This is a genomic window from Mycobacteriales bacterium (assembly GCA_036497565.1).
Lineage (GTDB): Bacteria > Actinomycetota > Actinomycetes > Mycobacteriales > QHCD01 > DASXJE01.
On record DASXJE010000226.1, the window covers coordinates 37542 to 54824 of the forward strand.

Annotated in this window: 16 protein-coding genes; 6 read left to right on the forward strand and 10 right to left on the reverse strand. The window is 70.7% G+C overall.

The genetic code is table 11. The features are described 5' to 3' along the window. Nucleotides 1-33: 33 nt before the first annotated feature. Genes VGH85_18355 through VGH85_18365 form a run of 3 tightly spaced genes read left to right on the forward strand, consistent with a single transcriptional unit; the run spans nt 34 to nt 4306 of the window. Nucleotides 34-846, forward strand: a complete 813-nt coding sequence (locus VGH85_18355) for a carbohydrate ABC transporter permease (GenBank protein ID HEY2175772.1) — start codon at nt 34-36, stop codon at nt 844-846. Further along, the gene (locus VGH85_18360; protein ID HEY2175773.1) at nt 843-2207 is read left to right on the forward strand and encodes a sugar ABC transporter substrate-binding protein; all 1365 of its coding nucleotides are present in this window, start codon (nt 843-845) and stop codon (nt 2205-2207) included. The genes VGH85_18355 and VGH85_18360 overlap by 4 nt, the downstream gene beginning before the upstream one ends. Further along, nucleotides 2207-4306, forward strand: a complete 2100-nt coding sequence (locus VGH85_18365; GenBank protein ID HEY2175774.1) for an alpha-galactosidase — start codon at nt 2207-2209, stop codon at nt 4304-4306. The genes VGH85_18360 and VGH85_18365 overlap by 1 nt, the downstream gene beginning before the upstream one ends. A gap of 6 nt (nt 4307-4312) precedes the next feature. Here VGH85_18365 and VGH85_18370 read toward each other — a convergent pair whose 3' ends face one another. From VGH85_18370 to VGH85_18385, 4 genes are read right to left on the reverse strand one after another with little or no spacing between them, the layout of a single operon-like run. Continuing rightward, on the reverse strand, nt 4313-4897 hold the full coding sequence (locus VGH85_18370) for a hypothetical protein (GenBank protein ID HEY2175775.1): 585 nt from the start codon (nt 4895-4897) through the stop codon (nt 4313-4315). A gap of 21 nt (nt 4898-4918) precedes the next feature. Further along, nucleotides 4919-5767: a DUF4097 family beta strand repeat-containing protein gene (locus tag VGH85_18375; protein HEY2175776.1), complete on the reverse strand. Its 849-nt coding sequence runs from the start codon at nt 5765-5767 to the stop codon at nt 4919-4921. Continuing rightward, nucleotides 5764-6441, reverse strand: a complete 678-nt coding sequence (locus tag VGH85_18380; GenBank protein ID HEY2175777.1) for a response regulator transcription factor — start codon at nt 6439-6441, stop codon at nt 5764-5766. Before VGH85_18380 ends, VGH85_18375 begins: the two co-directional genes overlap by 4 nt. Beyond that, nucleotides 6429-7715: a sensor domain-containing protein gene (locus VGH85_18385; protein ID HEY2175778.1), complete on the reverse strand. Its 1287-nt coding sequence runs from the start codon at nt 7713-7715 to the stop codon at nt 6429-6431. Before VGH85_18385 ends, VGH85_18380 begins: the two co-directional genes overlap by 13 nt. A 143-nt stretch (nt 7716-7858) precedes the next feature. On the opposite strand from VGH85_18385, the gene VGH85_18390 reads away from it, so the two are divergent. Next, entirely contained in the window at nt 7859-8050 is a 192-nt protein-coding gene (locus tag VGH85_18390) for a hypothetical protein (GenBank protein HEY2175779.1), read from the forward strand. Here the strand turns inward: VGH85_18390 and VGH85_18395 are convergent. Then, a complete protein-coding gene (locus VGH85_18395; protein ID HEY2175780.1) occupies nt 8040-9833 on the reverse strand; it encodes a hypothetical protein in 1794 nt (597 codons plus the stop codon). The two genes, VGH85_18390 and VGH85_18395, sit on opposite strands and share 11 nt — an antisense overlap. A 15-nt stretch (nt 9834-9848) precedes the next feature. After that, on the reverse strand, nt 9849-10739 hold the full coding sequence (locus VGH85_18400; protein HEY2175781.1) for an AraC family transcriptional regulator: 891 nt from the start codon (nt 10737-10739) through the stop codon (nt 9849-9851). A gap of 76 nt (nt 10740-10815) precedes the next feature. On the opposite strand from VGH85_18400, the gene VGH85_18405 reads away from it, so the two are divergent. Both VGH85_18405 and sthA read left to right on the forward strand, forming a co-directional pair. Beyond that, nucleotides 10816-11646 (forward strand): phytanoyl-CoA dioxygenase family protein, encoded by an 831-nt coding sequence (locus tag VGH85_18405; protein HEY2175782.1) that lies wholly within the window; start codon nt 10816-10818, stop codon nt 11644-11646. Between the two features lie 96 nt (nt 11647-11742). After that, nucleotides 11743-13155 carry a Si-specific NAD(P)(+) transhydrogenase gene (gene sthA, locus VGH85_18410; protein ID HEY2175783.1) on the forward strand — a complete coding sequence of 471 codons (1413 nt, stop codon included), beginning with the start codon at nt 11743-11745 and terminating at the stop codon, nt 13153-13155. Here sthA and VGH85_18415 read toward each other — a convergent pair. Genes VGH85_18415 through VGH85_18430 form a run of 4 tightly spaced genes read right to left on the reverse strand, consistent with a single transcriptional unit; the run spans nt 13152 to nt 17243 of the window. Then, nucleotides 13152-14309: a geranylgeranyl reductase family protein gene (locus VGH85_18415; protein HEY2175784.1), complete on the reverse strand. Its 1158-nt coding sequence runs from the start codon at nt 14307-14309 to the stop codon at nt 13152-13154. The two genes, sthA and VGH85_18415, sit on opposite strands and share 4 nt — an antisense overlap. Before the next feature lie 46 nt (nt 14310-14355). Next, on the reverse strand, nt 14356-14766 hold the full coding sequence (locus VGH85_18420; GenBank protein ID HEY2175785.1) for a nuclear transport factor 2 family protein: 411 nt from the start codon (nt 14764-14766) through the stop codon (nt 14356-14358). Nucleotides 14767-14785: 19 nt separating this feature from the next. Next, the gene (locus VGH85_18425; GenBank protein HEY2175786.1) at nt 14786-15379 is read right to left on the reverse strand and encodes a class I SAM-dependent methyltransferase; all 594 of its coding nucleotides are present in this window, start codon (nt 15377-15379) and stop codon (nt 14786-14788) included. A gap of 22 nt (nt 15380-15401) precedes the next feature. Further along, nucleotides 15402-17243 (reverse strand): acyl-CoA dehydrogenase, encoded by a 1842-nt coding sequence (locus VGH85_18430; GenBank protein ID HEY2175787.1) that lies wholly within the window; start codon nt 17241-17243, stop codon nt 15402-15404. Nucleotides 17244-17283 lie beyond the last annotated feature (40 nt).

A 17283-nucleotide genomic window follows, 5' to 3' on the forward strand; every position in this document is an offset into this window, starting at 1 on the left:
ACCGGTGGCGCGCCCTCCACGGCATCTCGTGTGGTGCGTCTCACCTTGTACTACATCGCGCTGCTCATCGTCGCCGCGATCTTCATCTGCCCCTACCTGTTCGCGGTATTCGCCTCGTTCAAGCCGCTATCCGGCGTGCTCGGCGAGCGACCGTGGATCCCGCCGACGAGCCTGAGCACGACCAACTTCAGCCAGGTGCTCTTCGACCAGCACTTCACGACCTACCTGTTGAACACGCTGGTGGTGACGGTCATCCTCACCGTCGGGCAGGTCGTCTTCTCGATGCTCGCCGCCTATGCCTTCGCCCGGATGCACTTTCCGGGCCGGGACGCGTTGTTCTGGGTCTATCTGGCGACGCTGATGGTTCCGGGCGCGGTGACGATGATTCCGCTCTACGTGATCATGGACAACATCCACCTGCTCAACACGTACTGGGCGCTGTTCCTGCCCTACGTCCTGGGTGTGCCGTACATGATCTTCCTGATGCGGCAGTACCTGTTGACGATCCCCGAAGAGCTCATCGAAGCGGCCCGGATCGACGGGTGCAGCGAGGTGCGCATCCTCTGGACGATGATCGTGCCGCTGTCACGGCCGATCCTCATCACGGGAAGCCTGATCGCGTTCGTGTTCGGTTGGAACAACTTCCTCTGGCCGCTCATCGCCACCAACTCGACCGCCCTGCGGGTCAACACGGTCGGCATCGCCGACCTGCAGTCCAACTTCGGCACCCAGTGGAACCTCGTGCTGGCCGGGTCGCTGCTGGCGCTGATCCCGATGGTGATCCTCTTCATGATCTTCCAGAAGCAGATCGTCCGCTCGATCTCGCTCGGTGGGGTAAGCCGATGAGACAGCGCCTGCGTCGTCGCGGAGCCGTCGCGACCCTGATCGCGGCAGCACTGCTCGTGCTCGCGGCCTGCGGACAGGGGTGGGGGACCTCGGACGTCGGGGCCGGCGACGGCAAGACCGTCAACCTGACCTACGCGCTGTGGGACGCCACCCAGCAGGTCGGCTACCAGAAGTCCATCGACATCTTCGAGAAGCAGCACCCCAACATCCACGTCACGATCGAGCAGATCCCCTACGGCAACTACCCGCAGAAACTGACCTCGGAATACGTCTCCCACGACGCACCCGACCTGTTCTGGGTCAACACGCCGTTCCTGGCCAACTGGATCCAGGACGGGATGGTCAAGGACATCGGCCCGCTGATCAAGCGCGACCACGTCAACATGTCGCAGTACTACCCGGCCCTGGTCAAGCTGCACCAGCACGCCGGCAAGATCTACGGGCTGCCCAAGGACTGGGACACGATCGCGCTCTACTACAACAAGGACTACTTCGCCCAGCACCACGTGAAGATCCCGAAGAACCTGACCTGGAACCCCGACGGCGGCGGCACCTTCACGCCGATGCTGAAGCAAGCCACGACCGACGACAAGGGCCGGTCGATGGGCGCGCCGGGCTTCGACGCCGGCAACATCAAGACCTACGCGCTCACGGTGGCCAACGACCCGCAGTCCGGCTACGGAAGCTTCCTCGCGATGAACGGCGCCGGGGTCCTGCCGAAGCCCTACTCGAAGAAGATCTCGCTCGCCCAACCGGCGGCGCAGCAGGCGTTCCAGTACTACACCGGGCTGATGAACAAGGACCACGTCGGCGTTCCGGCGGGCGAGATGGGGCCGGAGGTCGCCGGATCGACGGCCACCCAGCTCTTCGCCGAAGGCCGCGTGGCGATCTATCAGGCCGGTGACTGGAACACCAGCACGATCGCCTCGTCGGTGAAGTTCAAGGTCGGCGTCCTCCCGCTGCCCGCGGGCCCGCAGGGCCGGGTCAGCGTCTTCAACGGACTGGTCGACGCGATCAACACCGCAAGCCCGCACCCGAAGGAGGCGTGGGAGCTGGAGAAGTGGCTCGGCAGCCCGGCCTCGGAGAAGATCATGGGTGAGGGCGGCTACATCTGGCCCGGCATCAAGAGCCTCGACCCGCTCTTCCTGCAGCACTGGAAGAAGGAGGGGATCGACCTGCAGCCGTTCCTCGACGAGGCCCGCGGCAAGGTGGTCAACTTCCCGGTGAGTCCGGGAATCGCGGTCGGCCTGGTCGACATGGCCAACGAGCTCGGGCCGATGTTCCTCGGATCGACGTCGGTCGCGGACGGGACCCGTAACGCCACGATCGCGGGCAACCACGATCTCGTATCGTTCTACTGATGCAGTTCCCGTCGACATCGGCCAGCGGTCCCACGACAGGAGTGGTGCTTACCACGGCCGACGGTGGCTTGCCACGGATCGACTGGGTGGGGCTGCTCCCCGATGCCGACCGGAGCGCTGAGCAGATCGAGGCAGCGGTCCCCGAGTCGCAGGCATGCGCGCTGCTGCCGGAGCACTCGAGAGGCTGGTACGGCCGACCGGGGCTGTCCGGCTACCGGCTGGGTGGCGACGACCCGGTGGCCGGTCGGGACTGGTCCACCGCATTCGAGACGACCGGGCTGTCCGACAGCGGACCCCGGCTGCGGGTCGAAGCGGAGGACCGGGTCGCCGGCCTCCGGCTCGCTACCGACATGGAGACGTTGCCGGGGGGAGCCATCCGTACCCGGCACACGCTGACCAACACCGCTCCGGGTGGCTACGTCGTGCAGGCGCTCGACGTCGTCTTCCCGCTACCGCGGCGCGCCGCCGAGACCCTCGACTTCACCGGTGGCTGGGGCCGCGAGCGGGTCCCGCAGCGGCGACCGATCGCCGATGGCCTCTGGGTGCGCGAAGGACGCCGGGGCAAGACCGGGCACGACGCGGCGACCGTGCTCGTCGCCGGGACGAGTGACTTCGGGTTCGGCGACGGCGACGTATGGGGCGTGCACGTCGGGTGGAGCGGCAACCACGTCCACCGGGTCGAGCGGCTCCCCTCCGGGCTGACCACGATCGGCGGGGGAGAGTTGCTGCTCCCCGGCGAGGTGGTCCTGGGGCCCGACGAGTCCTATACGACGCCGTGGGTCTACCTCGTCGCCGCCGACGACGGTCTCGACGGCCTCGCCGCGGCCTTCCACGGTTTCCTGCGCTCCCTGCCCGCCCACCCGCGCAATCCGCGGCCGGTCAACCTCAACGTCTGGGAAGCGGTCTACTTCGACCACGACCTGGACCGGTTGCTGACGTTGGCCGACCTCGCCGCCGAGGTCGGCGTCGGACGTTACGTGCTCGACGACGGGTGGTTCCGCTACCGGCGCCACGACCACGCCGGCCTCGGCGACTGGTGGGTCGACGAAGCGGTCTGGCCGAAGGGCCTCTCGCCGCTCATCGAGCGGGTCCGCGAGCGGGGCATGGAATTCGGCCTGTGGTTCGAGCCGGAGATGGTCAATCCCGACTCCGACCTCTACCGCGCACACCCGGACTGGATCCTCTCGACCGGCGGCCGGGTACCGCCGCTGCAGCGCAACCAACTGGTCCTCGACCTGTCCCGATCGGAGGTGCGCGACTACCTGCTCGAGCGGCTCGACGCACTGCTGGGTGAGTACGACATCTCCTACGTCAAGTGGGATCACAACCGCGACCTGATCGACGCCGGTTCGCAGACCCGGGCCGGCGGCGCGGTCGTGCACGCCCACACGCTCGGCTTCTACGCCCTCCTGGACGAGTTGCGTCGTCGTCACCCGAAGGTGGAATGGGAGTCGTGCGCCGGCGGCGGCGGGCGGGTCGACCTCGGCATCCTCGAGCGGACCGAGCGCATCTGGACCTCGGACATGACCGACGCCCTCGCCCGTCAGGCGATCCAGCGGTGGACCGGTCAGCTGGTGCCATCGGAATACATGGGTGCGCACATCTCCGCGCCGGTCTCCCACCAGACCGGGCGGGCCATCCCGCTGGCCTTCCGGGCCGCGACCGCGCTGTTCGGCCAGTTCGGGATCGAATGGGATCTCACCGCCGCGACCGCGGACGAGCGCGCGGAACTCGCCCGCTGGGTGGCGCTCTACCGGGAGCATCAGGCCCTCGTGCACACCGGGCGGGTGGTGCGGGTCGAGACATCCGACGACAGCGCACTGAGCCATGGGGTGGTCGCCGCCGACCGCTCGTCCGCGCTGATGGCCTGGGTGCAGGTCGACCTGGCCGATCGCGGCGCCGCCCGCACGATGACGGTGCCCGGACTCGACCCCGGTGCGCGCTACCGGGTGACGCAGGTCGGGCCGCGCGGGCCGGGCGCTGCGGCCTGGCCGGTCGACGGAGCCGAGTTCTCCGGGGCCGTTCTGGCCACGGTGGGGTTGCCGGTGCCCGCTGCCCGCCCGCTGACCATTTTCCTGGTCGCGCTCCAGCAGGTGTGACTCCGCTCAGCGCAGCGGGATGCAGCGGCCGTTCGGTGCCGCAGGTGCGGGCGCGTTGATCGGAAGTCCGCTCGGCTCGTGGTCGCCGTGCAGGCAGATGCGGGCGGCGTGCGCCGACTCCGGGAGCTCGAACCACACCTGGAGCAGGATCCGGTCCTGCGACCCGAGCGAGAGGCTGCTCGGTTGCCGCTTGATGTTCATCGGGTCGTCGGCGGGCAGATAGCGCCGCCCGGTCCGGTCGACGAGTTGCTGGCGTCCGACCGACACGGTGTGGAAGCTCACGTCCCGGTTGTAGATCTCCAGGGTCACCCGGCAGTACTGGCCGCGCGCATTGAGCTCACCGTGGGTGCCGATCACGGACGGGATGTCGCAGGTCAGGCCGAGCGGGGTGAAGGCCAGGTTGCCGTCGTTGACGGTGCGCGCCGCGAGTGCATGTTCGCCCGGGAGCAGCGCGACCGCCGGGATCGGCAGCCGGCTCGGCGCGGCCGGCGCCGGCGGGGACGAATCACACCCGCCGAGGGTCGCGACGAGGACGCCGACCGTCGCGATGGCGGCGGCAGCGGCGATCCGGGCCCTGAGCATGATCGACACGATGCCACGTCGTACGGGCGTTCAGCGGTAGGCGACCGAGGCGTCGCCGGAGGACGTGACCTCGTCGATATGCCGGTTCGACGACGGGTCGGTCCGCACGGCGGCGGTCGCCCCGCCGGATCCGGTGCGCTGTGCGACGTCGTACAGCTGCGGTCCGTGCGGCACCGTCACGGCCACGCCGCCGGACGAGGTCGTCGCGGTCACGGCCGTCGGTGACACGGAGAAGGCCAGCCCGACGTCGCCCGACGATGTCACCGCCGACACGCGTCCGGCGCGGACGTCGGAGGCGTCGATCGACCCGGACGATGTGTGCAGCCGCAGCGGTCCGCCGGCGATGCCGGTGGCGGTGATGTCACCCGAGCCCGTCTGCAGGGTGAGCGCACCGGACACGCCGGTGGCGACGACGTCGCCGGAGCCGGAGCGCAGATCGACCGCGCCGTCGAGCCCACTGGCACTTGCGTTCCCGGACCCGGTCCGGACGGTCACCGACATCCCCGCGGGGGTGTGGATGACGTACGACGCGTCGCAGCGGCCAGCCCCGGCCAATCCCGCGCAGTGGCTGCGGAGCTGGAGCAGGCCGCCGGTCTGCACGGCCGTGGGTTCAGGGGCGGAGAGCGACGAGGTGGTCCGCCGGTCGACGGTGAGCTCACCGTTCGGACCGCGGACGACGACGACGTCGCCGTTGGCCGTGTCGATCTGCAGCCGGTTCGGGGGGTCGCGGTAGACGAGGTGGTCGGTGTGGTGAACGACGCCGGCGGTGGCGCCGACGATCTGAAGCCCGCTGAATCCCACCAGCGCCGCCGCGAGGACCGCTCCGGCGCCGATCGACAGCACCTGCCCGGGTGTCCGGGACGGCCGATGGTCGGTCATCGGGCGCCTCCGGAGCCCGCGACCGGATCGGCAGACTCGAGGAACCGCAGTACGGCGAGCACCCGACGGTGGTCCTGTTCGGCCGGGGGGAGTGCGAGCTTGGCGAAGATGCTGCTCACGTGCTTCTCCACCGCGCCCTCGGAGACGACGAGATGGGCCGCGATCGCCCCGTTGGATCGGCCCTCCGCCATGGCCGAGAGCACCTCGCGCTCCCGTGGTGTCAGCGAGTCGAGCGGGTCCCGGCGACGGCTGCGGGTGAGCAGTTGCGACACCACCTCCGGGTCGAGCGCGGTCCCGCCCGACCCGACCCGGCGCAGCGCCTCGAGGAATTCCGCGACGTCGGCGACCCGGTCCTTCAGCAGGTAGCCCACGCCGCGGGTGTCGCCGGCGATGAGATCGACGGCGTAGCGCTCCTCGACGTACTGGGACAGCACGAGTACGGCGACATCAGGCCACTGGCGCCGGAGGACGAGCGCGGCCCGCACGCCCTCGTCGGTGAAGGTCGGCGGCATCCGGACGTCGGCGACGCACACATCCGGTTGATGCCGCTCGACCGCGCGCAGCAACTCCTCGCCGTCGGCCACCGCGGCAACCACCGACATGCCGTCCTCCTCGAGCAGGCGGGTGATGCCCTCCCGCAGCAGGACGGCATCCTCCGCGATCACGACTCGCATGGCAGGTCTACTCCGATCGTGGTGGGCCCGCCGGACGGGCTGGTGAGGACGAAGGTGCCGTCGACCGCGCGGACCCGGTCGCGCAGGCCGGCCAGACCGGAGCCGGTGTCGAGGTTGCCGCCGCCGCGGCCGTCATCGGTGATCGTGAGCCGCAGCACGTCGCCGTGCCGGACCGCGTCGACCCGGGCCCGGTCGGCCAGGGAGTGCTTGGCGACGTTGGTCAGCGCCTCGGCGACGACGAAGTAGGCGACCGCCTCGATGCCGGGCGCGGCCCGCCGCGGCACGTCCACCCGGACCTCCACCGGGACCGGGCAGCGCGCGGCGAGTGCTGACAACGCGGCGTCCAGACCGCGGTCGGTGAGCACGCTCGGGTGGATGCCGCGGGCGAGATCGCGTAGCTCGGCGAGGGCCTGCTTCGCCTCCCCGTGCGCCTCGTCGACCAGGGCGCGGACGGACTCCGGGTCGTCGCCCAGCTTCGTCCGCGCCCGGCCGAGCGTCATCGCCAGTGCGACGAGCCGCTGCTGGGCGCCGTCGTGCAGATCACGTTCGAACCGGCGCCGCTCGCTGTCCGCGGCAGCCACCATCCGGGAGCGGGTGTCCTGCAGCGTCTCCACCCGGGTGGTGAGCGCCTCCTGCTTCCCGGGTGCGAGCAACATCCGGGCCAGCGCGACCTGGCCCAGGGCGACGCCGCGGGCGAGCCAGGGCGCGGCCAGCAGGAGGGCGGCCCCGGCGACGACGTGCACGGCCACCGACGCGGGGTAGCCCAGGTTCCAGCCCGGCAGCGAACCGGGTGATGCGGTCGCCCACCCGTAGGCGGGGAACAGCAGGAAACCGAGGCCGGCTCCCCAGACGGCCCAGACCACGACACCGCCGACCCATCCGGTCACCGGGAGGACGAGCCCTGCGTAGAGGAGCTCCAGCCAGGTGCCGCGGGTCTTGGTGCGGGCCCACATCCGGGCCGGCAGCCACCCGTCGAGCTTCGGCGGCGGCCGCAGCGCGATCCGCTTCCCGAGGAACGTCGACGCGCGGCGGGTCTCCAGCCGGGCCACGCCGCGGGAGAGGCCGAACGCGAGCCACAGCACGAGCAGCCCGACCAGCGCCAGGATCATCAGCCCGGCGGACAGCGACACCAGCGTGACCAACACCGTGAACGTCGCCGTACCGATCAGAGCGCTGAGCGCGAGATAGCTCATCGCGAGCCATGCCCACGCCGAGAACGGCGCCCGCAGCACCGCGCCGAGCGCGCTGCCCGGCCGTGCCGCGGCGTCGGTCATGGCGGAGCCTCTCCGTAGTGGCGTTATGACGCAACGGTAGGGGGAACGGGTGGCCGCCAACCATCAGGAAACCCGGCCAATCCGTCCGGGGGCTAGCCCCACCGGCCCGTGTACGCTGACCGGCCAGACTTAGGGAGTGTGCGGTGGGTGTCAGTATCGGGCTGGTGGTGGTGGCGGTGATCGCCCTGCTGATCGCCGTCAAGGTCGCCAAGACCCTCGTCAAGGCCGTGTTGATCGTCGTCGCGGTGGTGCTGGCCGTCGGAGCCTGGCAGACACACGCGCGGGCGGCGACGCCCAGCCCGGCGCACACCCACTCCCGGTCGGTCAGCGCTTGAGAAAGAAGTCGCGCACGTTGGCGAGCAGCAGGACGACTGCCGACAGGACGAGTACGGCGGCCACGGCCCACCGCCAGTTCCCGATCGCGGCCTGAGCGGCCGTCCAGATCACGGCCGCCAGGCCGGCGACCGCAAGCAACCCGCCGACGAACCGCAGCAGGTGCCCGCGGGCGAAGGCCTCCACGCAGAGCATGAGCACCGCCAGGAAAACCAGCGCCGGCACCACATCTCCGCGGTTGTCGACGACGATCAGGGCGAGGCCGACGAGCAGCACCGACGCCGAGACCGTCGACCACACCCGCAGCACCCGGTGCCGGGTCCGGACCGGATCGACGTTGGGTACGGCGCGGTGCCGCAGGTGGGCGTGCGGATCCCCGGGCGGCAGGCCGGCCGCGGCGGCGCGGGCCAGCGCCTCGCGCTCCTCGCCGAGCGCGAGCCGGCGTACCCGCACCTGGTCCACCGCCTCCTCCGGCGCGGCGAGGGCGGTGCGGTCGGCGCGGGTGCCGGCGCTGTCGAGCGCCCGGATCCCGGCCTGGATCCGGCGCAGTTCGTCGCCGCGGGTGTCCAGCTCGGCGTCGGCCGCGACGATCAGGTCGTCCAGCTCGGCGATGCGCTCCTCGACCGCCCGCCGCTCGACTTCCGGCGACGGCGTCTCCTTGTCGAGGCCGGCCCAGCCCACCGGATCAGACCAGCAGCGGCGTACCGATCCGGTGCGCTCGTAGCGCGGTCCAGAAGGGGCTCGTTCCCCACCGAAGGGATCGCCGGTGTCGAGCCCCCACAGGCCGCGGTAGTCGCGCACCCAGGGAGTCTCGTCGTCGACCAGCACTGCGTTCCAGGGCCGCTCCGCTCCGGGGCCGATGCCGGCCCCGTCGCCGCGGCGGTAGTCGATGAAGGGGATGCCGAGGGCGGTGCCCTCGCGATCGCGGGTCCAGGGCAGGAACACCCGGGCCAGCCGACGCGTGCCGGCGAGCAGCCGGCGGAGCGCCGGTGGCTCGACCGTGACGAGGTAGTCGCCCGGCAGGTATCCCCCCGAGTGCGAGCCGCCGCCGGCGTAGACGACCGGGTGGGTGCCCTGCCAGTCGATGTCGGGGTCGTCCTGCCGGCGGCGGAGGTCGTCGCCGGCCTCGTCGTGGGAGGAGAACGCGACCCACGCCGGACGCGCATCCGGCTCCGGCGGGTCGGCAAGGAAGATGGTGACCTGTTCCCAGTCGGCCTCGTGGTCGTTGACGCCGCCGAACGTGGACCGCCAGTCGTTCATCGCGTAGAAGAACCAGTACTGCAGTGCGACGAAGCCGCGATCGTGGGTGACGTGGCCGTAGTAGGGGCAGGCGTCGGGCTGAGGTCCGGAGCGGTAGCGCTGCTCGGCGGCCGCCGTGGTACCGCCCGGTACCCGCCCGCGCAGCAACAGCGACAGCCGCATGACCGCATCGATCAGCCGGCCGAGAAGGCCGACCGTGGCGAACCGGCTGTTGCCCGCGACGAAGCGCGTCCGCCCCGATTCCCGGCGCCATCTGCGCAGCTCCCGCCGAGTCAGCGGGCGCTCCACGAACTGCAGCGACAGGTCGTCGGCCACGGCTGCCGCACCCGCCTCGGCCAGGCACGTCGCGGTGATGTCACCCGGCGCCCGGAGCTGCTGTCCGGTCGCGCGCCACAGCCCGCACGAGCGCAGGTAGCTCTCGACCGACATCGGCAGGAACAGTTCACCCCGGGTGTAGCGCAGGACCGGCTCATAGCGACGCAGCAACGCGAGATCCTCGGCCTGCCGTGTGCCCGACACCGTCACCGCCTCAGTGTGCAGTCACCGGGACCGGTAGTCCCGCGGCGGCATGCCGAACTGGTCCCGGAACGCGCGGCTGAAATGGAATGCGCTCGCGAAGCCGGATGCCCGGGCCACCCGGCCGACATCGAGATCGGTCGCGTCGAGCAGCTGCGCGGCATGCTCCAACCGCGCCCGGCGGAGGGCCTCCATCGGGGCCCGGCCGGTCTGCGCCGCGAACAGGTGGGCGAACCGCGAAGGTGACAGCGCGGCGTTCGCCGCCAGCGACGCCACCGTGTGCGGTGACGCCGGGTCGGCGCGCAGCAGCGATACCGTGCGCCGGACCCGCGGGTCCAGCGGGTCGCCGACGGCGGCCGGCTCACGCCCGGCGGCCGTGACCAGCGCCAGCACCGCCTCCACGCCGTTGAGGACGAGGTCGCGGGCCGCGGGAGCCGTCGCGGCGGTCGGCCGGGCCGTGCGGGTGCCGGCCGGGAGCGGATCGGGCGGCGTGCCGTGCCCGGACCAGCGGGCGTCGGCGTGTGCCCGGGCGAAGATCCCCTCGATCCGGCCCCGCAGCCCGGCCGGCACCCCGCGGACGGCGTGCAGCCCCGGTCCCACCTGGTACGGCGCGAGCCAGTCCTGCCAGCGGGTGGGGAGCTGGACATGCACCCACCAGAAGCCCCACCCGTCCGCGTCCGGCGCCACCCCGTAGTCGTGCCCGATCGAGGCACCCAGCAGGACGGCATCCCCCGGCCCCGCATCCACGGTCACGTCTCCCTGACGCAGCCGCCCGCCGCCGGAGACGGTCCAGGTCAGCAGCGAGTTCTTGGCACCCGCGGTCCGGTGTACGGCGTAGCCGGGACGCTCGTCGAAGCACCCGACCAGCGGCACATGCGCCGGCGGTGCCGGGGTCTCGGCAGCAGTCTCAGGCATGTCCTCGACACTCCTGGGTATCGCGTCACGGGGCGCTCGCGCCTATCGTCGACGCGACTGAGGAAAGAGGGATGAGATGACGACCGCCGCAAGCGTACCGACCGTCGTACCTGACCGCGATCAGGTCGCCCGCTTCGACGACGACGGGTTCATCGTGCTGCCCGGAGTGTTGTCCGGCGACGAGATCGACCTACTGCGCAAGGAGTTCGCCGCTCTGCAGGCCGGCGGACCGATCCCTGGACACTTCGAGCCCAAGCCCGCCGACGAGGCCGATGCGGCCGCCGCCACCGACCCGCTGCACGCCTATCCGCGGGTGATGAACCCGCACCGGATCAACCCGACCGCGCGGCGGTATCTGCTCGACGCCCGGTTCCGGGCGGTCGTCGCGGCGCTGCTCCGGGAGGAGCCGCTGGCAGCACAGAGCATGTTCTACTTCAAGCCGCCGGGGGCCAGGGGGCAGGCGCTGCATCAGGACAACTTCTACCTGCGGGTCGAGCCGGGCACGTGTATCGCCGCATGGGTGGCGATCGACGAGATCGACCGCGCCAACGGCGGCCTCGAGGTCGTCCCGGGGACGCATCGGATGGACGTGTTCTGCCCGGAGGACGCCGACCCGGACGTCTCCTTCACCCGGGAGTTCGTCCCGCCGCCGGCCGGCCTCGCCACCGTCCCGGTCGACATGTCGCCCGGCGACGTGCTGTTCTTCAACGGCAGCCTGGTGCACGGGTCGGAGCCGAATCAGACGGCCGACCGGTTCCGGCGCTCGTTCATCTGCCACTACATCGGGACCTCCTCGGAGCGCATGTCCACCTGGTATCAGCCGCTCACCATGAGCGGGGACCCGGTGGAACTCGCGGCGACCCTCGGCGGTGGACCGTGCGGCACGGAGGTCGGCGGGCCACACTGATCGCGCGACGCGCTCATCGACCTGGGATGCGCGGGCCTTCCCGGCCGGGCAGGATGAGAGCGACGGGCACGATCGGCGTACCGATGAGGCGGTCTGATGTACGACTTCGACCTGCTGGTGCTCGGCTCCGGCCCGGGCGGGCAGAAGGCCGCGATCGCGGGAGCCAAGCTCGGGCGGAGATCGGCCGTCGTCGAGCGCAGGTCGATGGTCGGCGGTGTCTGCATCAACACCGGCACCATCCCGTCGAAGACGCTGCGGGAGGCGGTGCTCTACCTCACCGGGCACAGCCAGCACGAGTTCTACGGGCAGAGCTACCGGCTCAAGGAAGAGATCGCCATCTCCGACCTGACCGCGCGCACCCACCATGTGGTCGAGCGGGAGATCGACGTCATCCGCAGCCAGCTCGCGCGCAACCACGTCGCGATGCTCACCGGCATGGGCCGTTTCGTCGACGACCACACCGTCGCCGTCGTCAACGAGGTCGGTGACGAGCACCGGGTCACCGCGGACAAGATCGTGATCGCCGTCGGCACCACGCCGGCCCGTCCGTCCACCGTCGACTTCGACGGCGAGACGGTCGTCGACTCCGACCAGATCCTGCTGATGAACCGGATCCCGAACTCGATGGTCGTCGTGGGCGCCGGCGTCATCGGTATCGAGTACGCCTCGATGTTCGCGGCGCTGGGGACCAAGGTGACCGTCGTCGAGCGGCGCGAACGGATGCTCGATTTCTGCGACCTCGAGATCGTGGAGGCCCTGAAATATCAGCTGCGCGATCTCGCGGTCACCTTCCGGTTCCGCGAGACCGTGTCCCGGGTGGAGCGCCACGACACCGGCACGCTGACCATCCTGGAGAGCGGCAAGCGGATCCCCGCCGACACCGTCATGTATTCGGCGGGCCGCCAGGGCGTCACCGAACCTCTCGAGCTGGGCAACGCCGGGCTGCAGGCCGATCCGCGCGGCCGGATCGAGGTCGACGAGCACTACCGGACCAAGGTCGACCACATCTACGCGGTCGGCGACGTGATCGGATTCCCTGCCCTCGCGGCGACCTCGATGGAGCAGGGCCGGCGGGCGGCGTACCACGCCTTCGGCGAGAAACTGGACGGGCAGCTCTCGACGCTGCAGCCGATCGGGATCTACACGATCCCGGAGATCAGCTACGTCGGCGCCACCGAGGACGAGCTGACCGAGACGTCGGTGCCGTTCGAGGTCGGCATCTCCCGCTACCGCGAGCTCGCCCGCGGCGCGATCATCGGCGACTCCTACGGAATGCTGAAGCTGCTCGTGCACTCCGAGACGCGCGAGCTGCTCGGCGTACACGTGTTCGGCACCGGCGCGACCGAGCTCGTCCACATCGGACAGACCCTGATGGGCTGCCGGGGGACCATCGAGTATTTGGTCGACACCGTCTTCAACTACCCGACGCTCGCCGAGTCCTACAAGGTCGCCGCGCTCGATGCGATGAACAAGATGCGGGCCGTCGCCCGGTTCGACGAGCCGCTCTAGCCGTCGCCCGTCCCGCGTACGACGCCCCGACGTCCGAGGCTCAGCACGAGGTTCGCCGCCAACCGCGGCGTGATGACCCCCTCGGCGAGCGACAACTCGGCGATGTCGTCGAAGACCCGTTGACTTCCGGCCGCCGCGGACAGTGCCGCGTCCACGACCGCACGCCAGCCGGTGAGCCCGGCCAGCAGGGTGACGTGGCGGTGATGACGGGCGAACCGCCGTCGTAGCGCGGTCCGGTACTGCGCGGCGACCCGATTCGGCTCGAGCACCGCCGCGGCACCGGCGGCCAGGCCGGAGCTGATCGCGTAGGAGATGCCCTCCCCCGAGACGGGGTTGACGAGGCTGGCGGCGTCCCCGGCGAGCACGATACGACCACGGGCGGTGACCGGCCGGCTGGACGACAGCGGCAGCCGATGCGCCCGCACGGTATGCGGGTCGACGTCGAGGCCGGGGAGCAGCGCGTGCATCGTCGACAGCAGCAGCCGGCGATTGGCGGATTCGCCCGGCCGCAACAGGTGCCCGTACCCCACGTTCGCGGGGCCTGACGTCGTCGGGAACCGCCAGGCGTAGGCCATGCCGGAATGATGGTTGAGCACGATGCGCGACGCCGGTTCGCCGGCACTGGAGTCGTAGCCGCGGATCGCCACCGCGATGTCGCGCCGACCGCCGTCGCCGACGGCGCGCCGTACCGCGGACTCGACGCCGTCGGCACCGATGCAGACCCGGGCGTTCGCGATGTCGTCGACCTCGACGTGTGAGCCCCGGTCGCGGACCTGACGCACTGTGTGCCGGCGGAACACCGCGCCGAGCGCTCTCGCCTCGGCGAGCAGCCGGGCGTCGAACACTTCGCGCGGCACGATCAGCATCGAGCGCGGCAGGATGCGGGTCACGGACCGGCCGGCGGCGGACTGCAGGGTGAGGACGTTCGATGGTGCGTACCCGTCCATCAGCCGGCCCTGCGGGACGCCGTGGGCGGCGAGTTCGTCCAGCGCCCCCTCCAGCACCGCGTCCCCGCAGCATTTGTCGCGCGGGAAGTCGCTGCGGTCGAGCACCAGCACCGATGCCGACGGCTCGGCGTGCAGCGCGGCGATCGCTGCCGATGCCCCCGCCGGTCCGCCGCCGACGATGACGATGTCCCACGTTGTCGGCGTCATGAACGCATATGATCCACCTCGTCGGCCGTCTGTCCGGCCGGAATCGCTACTGTGCGGTCGGCGGATCGATGACGGGGGTCCCCTGCGCCGAGAGCAGGCGCCAGCCGTCGGCGTCATGTGTGTAGACGTGGGTGTAGCGGCTTTCCACGGTGGATTCGCTGTCGAGGAAGCGCATCGTCATCCGGGTGCGTCCGACGACCACCGCGGTGCCGCGGCGGTGGCGTACCGAGGCCTGCGTCGGATCCCGCACGACCTCCCGGAACTTCAGGGCTCCTGATTCGACGGCGCCGAGGATCGCGGCGCGGTCGGCGACCTGGCCACTCATCACGTCGACGATGAGGAAGTCGTCGGCGAGAACGGCGGCGAGTGCGCCCGGGTCGGCGGCGAGCAGCGCCGCGAAGAAGGATTCCTCGGCGCGGAGCACCTCTGCGGTGTCGGCGTCGGTGGCGGTGGTCATGGCGCGATCTCCTCTTTCGCTAGCTCCGGCTCACCAGCAGGTATCGCTCGTCATCGATCGGGTGTCCCCACAGGGCCGGGTCGTCGAGGCGGGTAACTGATACGTCTTTGCGCACATTCCCGACCAGACTCGCGCACTCGGACCCCGTGAGCCCGGCTCCGGTCGACCACCGGCCCTCGACGAGGACGAGTCGGCCGCCGGGCCGGAGCAGGCCGATCCACCGCTCGAGGGCCGCCGTCGGGTCGGGCAGCATGAAGAGCATGTGCCGGGCCAGGACGACGTCGGCGGAGGCCGGCGCGAACGGTGGCTCGGCCGCGTCACCCGGCCGGAAGTCGATCGGTACGTCGGCCGCCGCGGCCTTCGCCCGTGCGGCGGCCACCATCCGCTCGGACAGGTCCAGCCCGCGCACGAGGTAGTCGTTCTGGGCCAGGAGTACGGCGAGCGTTCCCGTCCCGCTGCCGAGGTCGATCACGTCGGCAGGAGCCGGTGGCAGCACCGGCACGAGGAGATCGGCCCAGGCCGCGCGGACCGCCGGGTCGAGCAGCCCATGGTCGGGCTCGTCGTCGAAGGTCGCCGCCTCCGCGTTCCAGAAGTCCCTGACCTGATCCGTCACGTCGCCATCCTGCCGGAGCCGGCTAGAAGGCGGCGTCCGGTATCTCCATCAGGGAGTTGTCGACGTTTTCGGCAACCTTGCGCCGGGCGGCGAGCTCCGGCAGGACCGTGGTGGCGAAGAACCGCGCCGCGGCGACCTTGCCCTCGTAGAAGGCCTGGTCACGGGTGCCGGTGTCGCGACCCAGTGCAGCGAGCGCGGTCTCGCTCTGCCGGAGCAGCAACCAGGCGATGACCAGGTCGCCGACGCTCATCAGCAGGCTCGTCGTGTTCTGCCCGACCTTGTAGATGTCGGTGGCGTTCTCCTGCGCGGACAGGAGATCGCCGACGATCGCGGCGAGCATGGCCTGCACGTCGTCGAGTGCTGTGCCCAGCAGCAGGCGTTCCTCCTTGAGTCGGCCGTTGCCCGCCTCACTGTCGGCGAAGGCCTGGATGTCGTGACAGAGTTCGGTGAACGCCGTCCCGTTGTCGCGCACGATCTTGCGGAAGAACAGATCCTGCGCCTGGATTCCGGTCGTGCCTTCGTAGAGCGTGTCGATCTTCGCGTCCCGCAGGTACTGCTCGATGGGGTAGTCCTGCAGGTATCCCGAACCGCCGAGCGTCTGCAAGGAGAGGGCGAGCAGCTCGTAGGAACGCTCGGACCCCACGCCCTTCACGATCGGCAGCAGCAGGTCGTTGCGCGCGGCGGCCTCGTCGTCGACCGTGCCTTGCGCGGTCGCCTCCTGGATGGCGTCCTGCTGCGCGGCGGTGTAGAGCACCAGTGCCCGCATGCCCTCGGCGTAGGACTTCTGCAGCATGAGCATCCGGCGTACGTCGGGATGCCGGATGATCGGCACCCGCGGCGCGGTCTTGTCGGCCAGCTTGGTCATGTCGGCGCCCTGCACCCGGGTCCGGGCGAAGTCGAGTGCGTTGAGGTAGCCCGAGGACAGCGTCGCGATCGCCTTGCTGCCGACCATCATCCGGGCGTACTCGATGATCTGGAACATCTGCGCGATGCCCTCGTGCGTGTCGCCGACCAGCCATCCGACGGCCGGGCGCTCGCCACCGAAGGTGAGCTCGCAGGTCGTCGAGACCTTCAGGCCCATCTTGTGCTCGACGTTGGTGACGTAGGCGCCGTTGCGCTCGCCGAGCTCACCGGTGTCGTGGTCGAAGAGGAACTTCGGTACGACGAAGAGCGACAGGCCTTTCGTCCCGGGGCGGTGCGGCACGCCGGGCCCCTCGGGACGGGCCAGCACGAGATGCACGATGTTCTCCGGCCAGTCCCACTCTGCCGACGTGATGAACCGCTTGACGCCCTCGAGGTGCCAGCTGCCGTCCGGCTGGGCGATCGCCTTGGTCCGCGCCGCCCCGACATCGGACCCGGCATCGGGCTCGGTGAGCACCATGGTCGAGCCCCACCGGCGGTCGACGATCTGCCGCGCGATCTTCTTCTGGTCGTCGTTTCCGAGTTCGTAGAGCGTGCCGGCGAAGGTCGGGCCGGCGGCGTAGATGAACGCGGCCGGATTGGCGCCGAGGATCAGCTCCGCGATCGCCCAGACCAGCGTGCGGGGGACGATTGTGCCGCCGAGCTCGACCGGGATGCCGAGCCGGAACCATTCGGCGTCCATCAACGCGGAGAACGCCGTCAGGAACGACTCGGGCAGGCGCACCGTGTGGGTGGCGGGGTCGAAGACGGGCGGGTTGCGGTCGGAGTCGGCGAAACACTCCGCCAGCGGGCCGGTCGCCAGCCGGTCGACCTCGGCGAGCATCGCCCGGGCGGTGTCGAGATCGACCTCGCCGAAAGGCCCGTGGCCGAGCCGCCGGTCGGTGCCCAGCACCTCGAAGAGGGTGAACTCCAGATCGCGGAGGTTGCTCCGGTAGTGCCCCATCTGCCCAGCTCCCTGCACGTGCCGCCCCACGGGTTACTCG

Excerpts from the sequence above, each read along its gene's own strand:
- VGH85_18360 (HEY2175773.1), top strand. The coding sequence starts at position 843 with ATGAGACAGCGCCTGCGTCGTCGCGGAGCCGTCGCGACCCTGATCGCG.
- VGH85_18365 (HEY2175774.1), top strand. The coding sequence starts at position 2,207 with ATGCAGTTCCCGTCGACATCGGCCAGCGGTCCCACGACAGGAGTGGTG.
- VGH85_18375 (HEY2175776.1), bottom strand. The coding sequence starts at position 5,767 with ATGACCGACCATCGGCCGTCCCGGACACCCGGGCAGGTGCTGTCGATC.
- VGH85_18380 (HEY2175777.1), bottom strand. The coding sequence starts at position 6,441 with ATGCGAGTCGTGATCGCGGAGGATGCCGTCCTGCTGCGGGAGGGCATC.
- VGH85_18385 (HEY2175778.1), bottom strand. The coding sequence starts at position 7,715 with ATGACCGACGCCGCGGCACGGCCGGGCAGCGCGCTCGGCGCGGTGCTG.
- VGH85_18400 (HEY2175781.1), bottom strand. The coding sequence starts at position 10,739 with ATGCCTGAGACTGCTGCCGAGACCCCGGCACCGCCGGCGCATGTGCCG.
- VGH85_18405 (HEY2175782.1), top strand. The coding sequence starts at position 10,816 with ATGACGACCGCCGCAAGCGTACCGACCGTCGTACCTGACCGCGATCAG.
- sthA (HEY2175783.1), top strand. The coding sequence starts at position 11,743 with ATGTACGACTTCGACCTGCTGGTGCTCGGCTCCGGCCCGGGCGGGCAG.
- VGH85_18415 (HEY2175784.1), bottom strand. The coding sequence starts at position 14,309 with ATGACGCCGACAACGTGGGACATCGTCATCGTCGGCGGCGGACCGGCG.
- VGH85_18420 (HEY2175785.1), bottom strand. The coding sequence starts at position 14,766 with ATGACCACCGCCACCGACGCCGACACCGCAGAGGTGCTCCGCGCCGAG.
- VGH85_18430 (HEY2175787.1), bottom strand. The coding sequence starts at position 17,243 with ATGGGGCACTACCGGAGCAACCTCCGCGATCTGGAGTTCACCCTCTTC.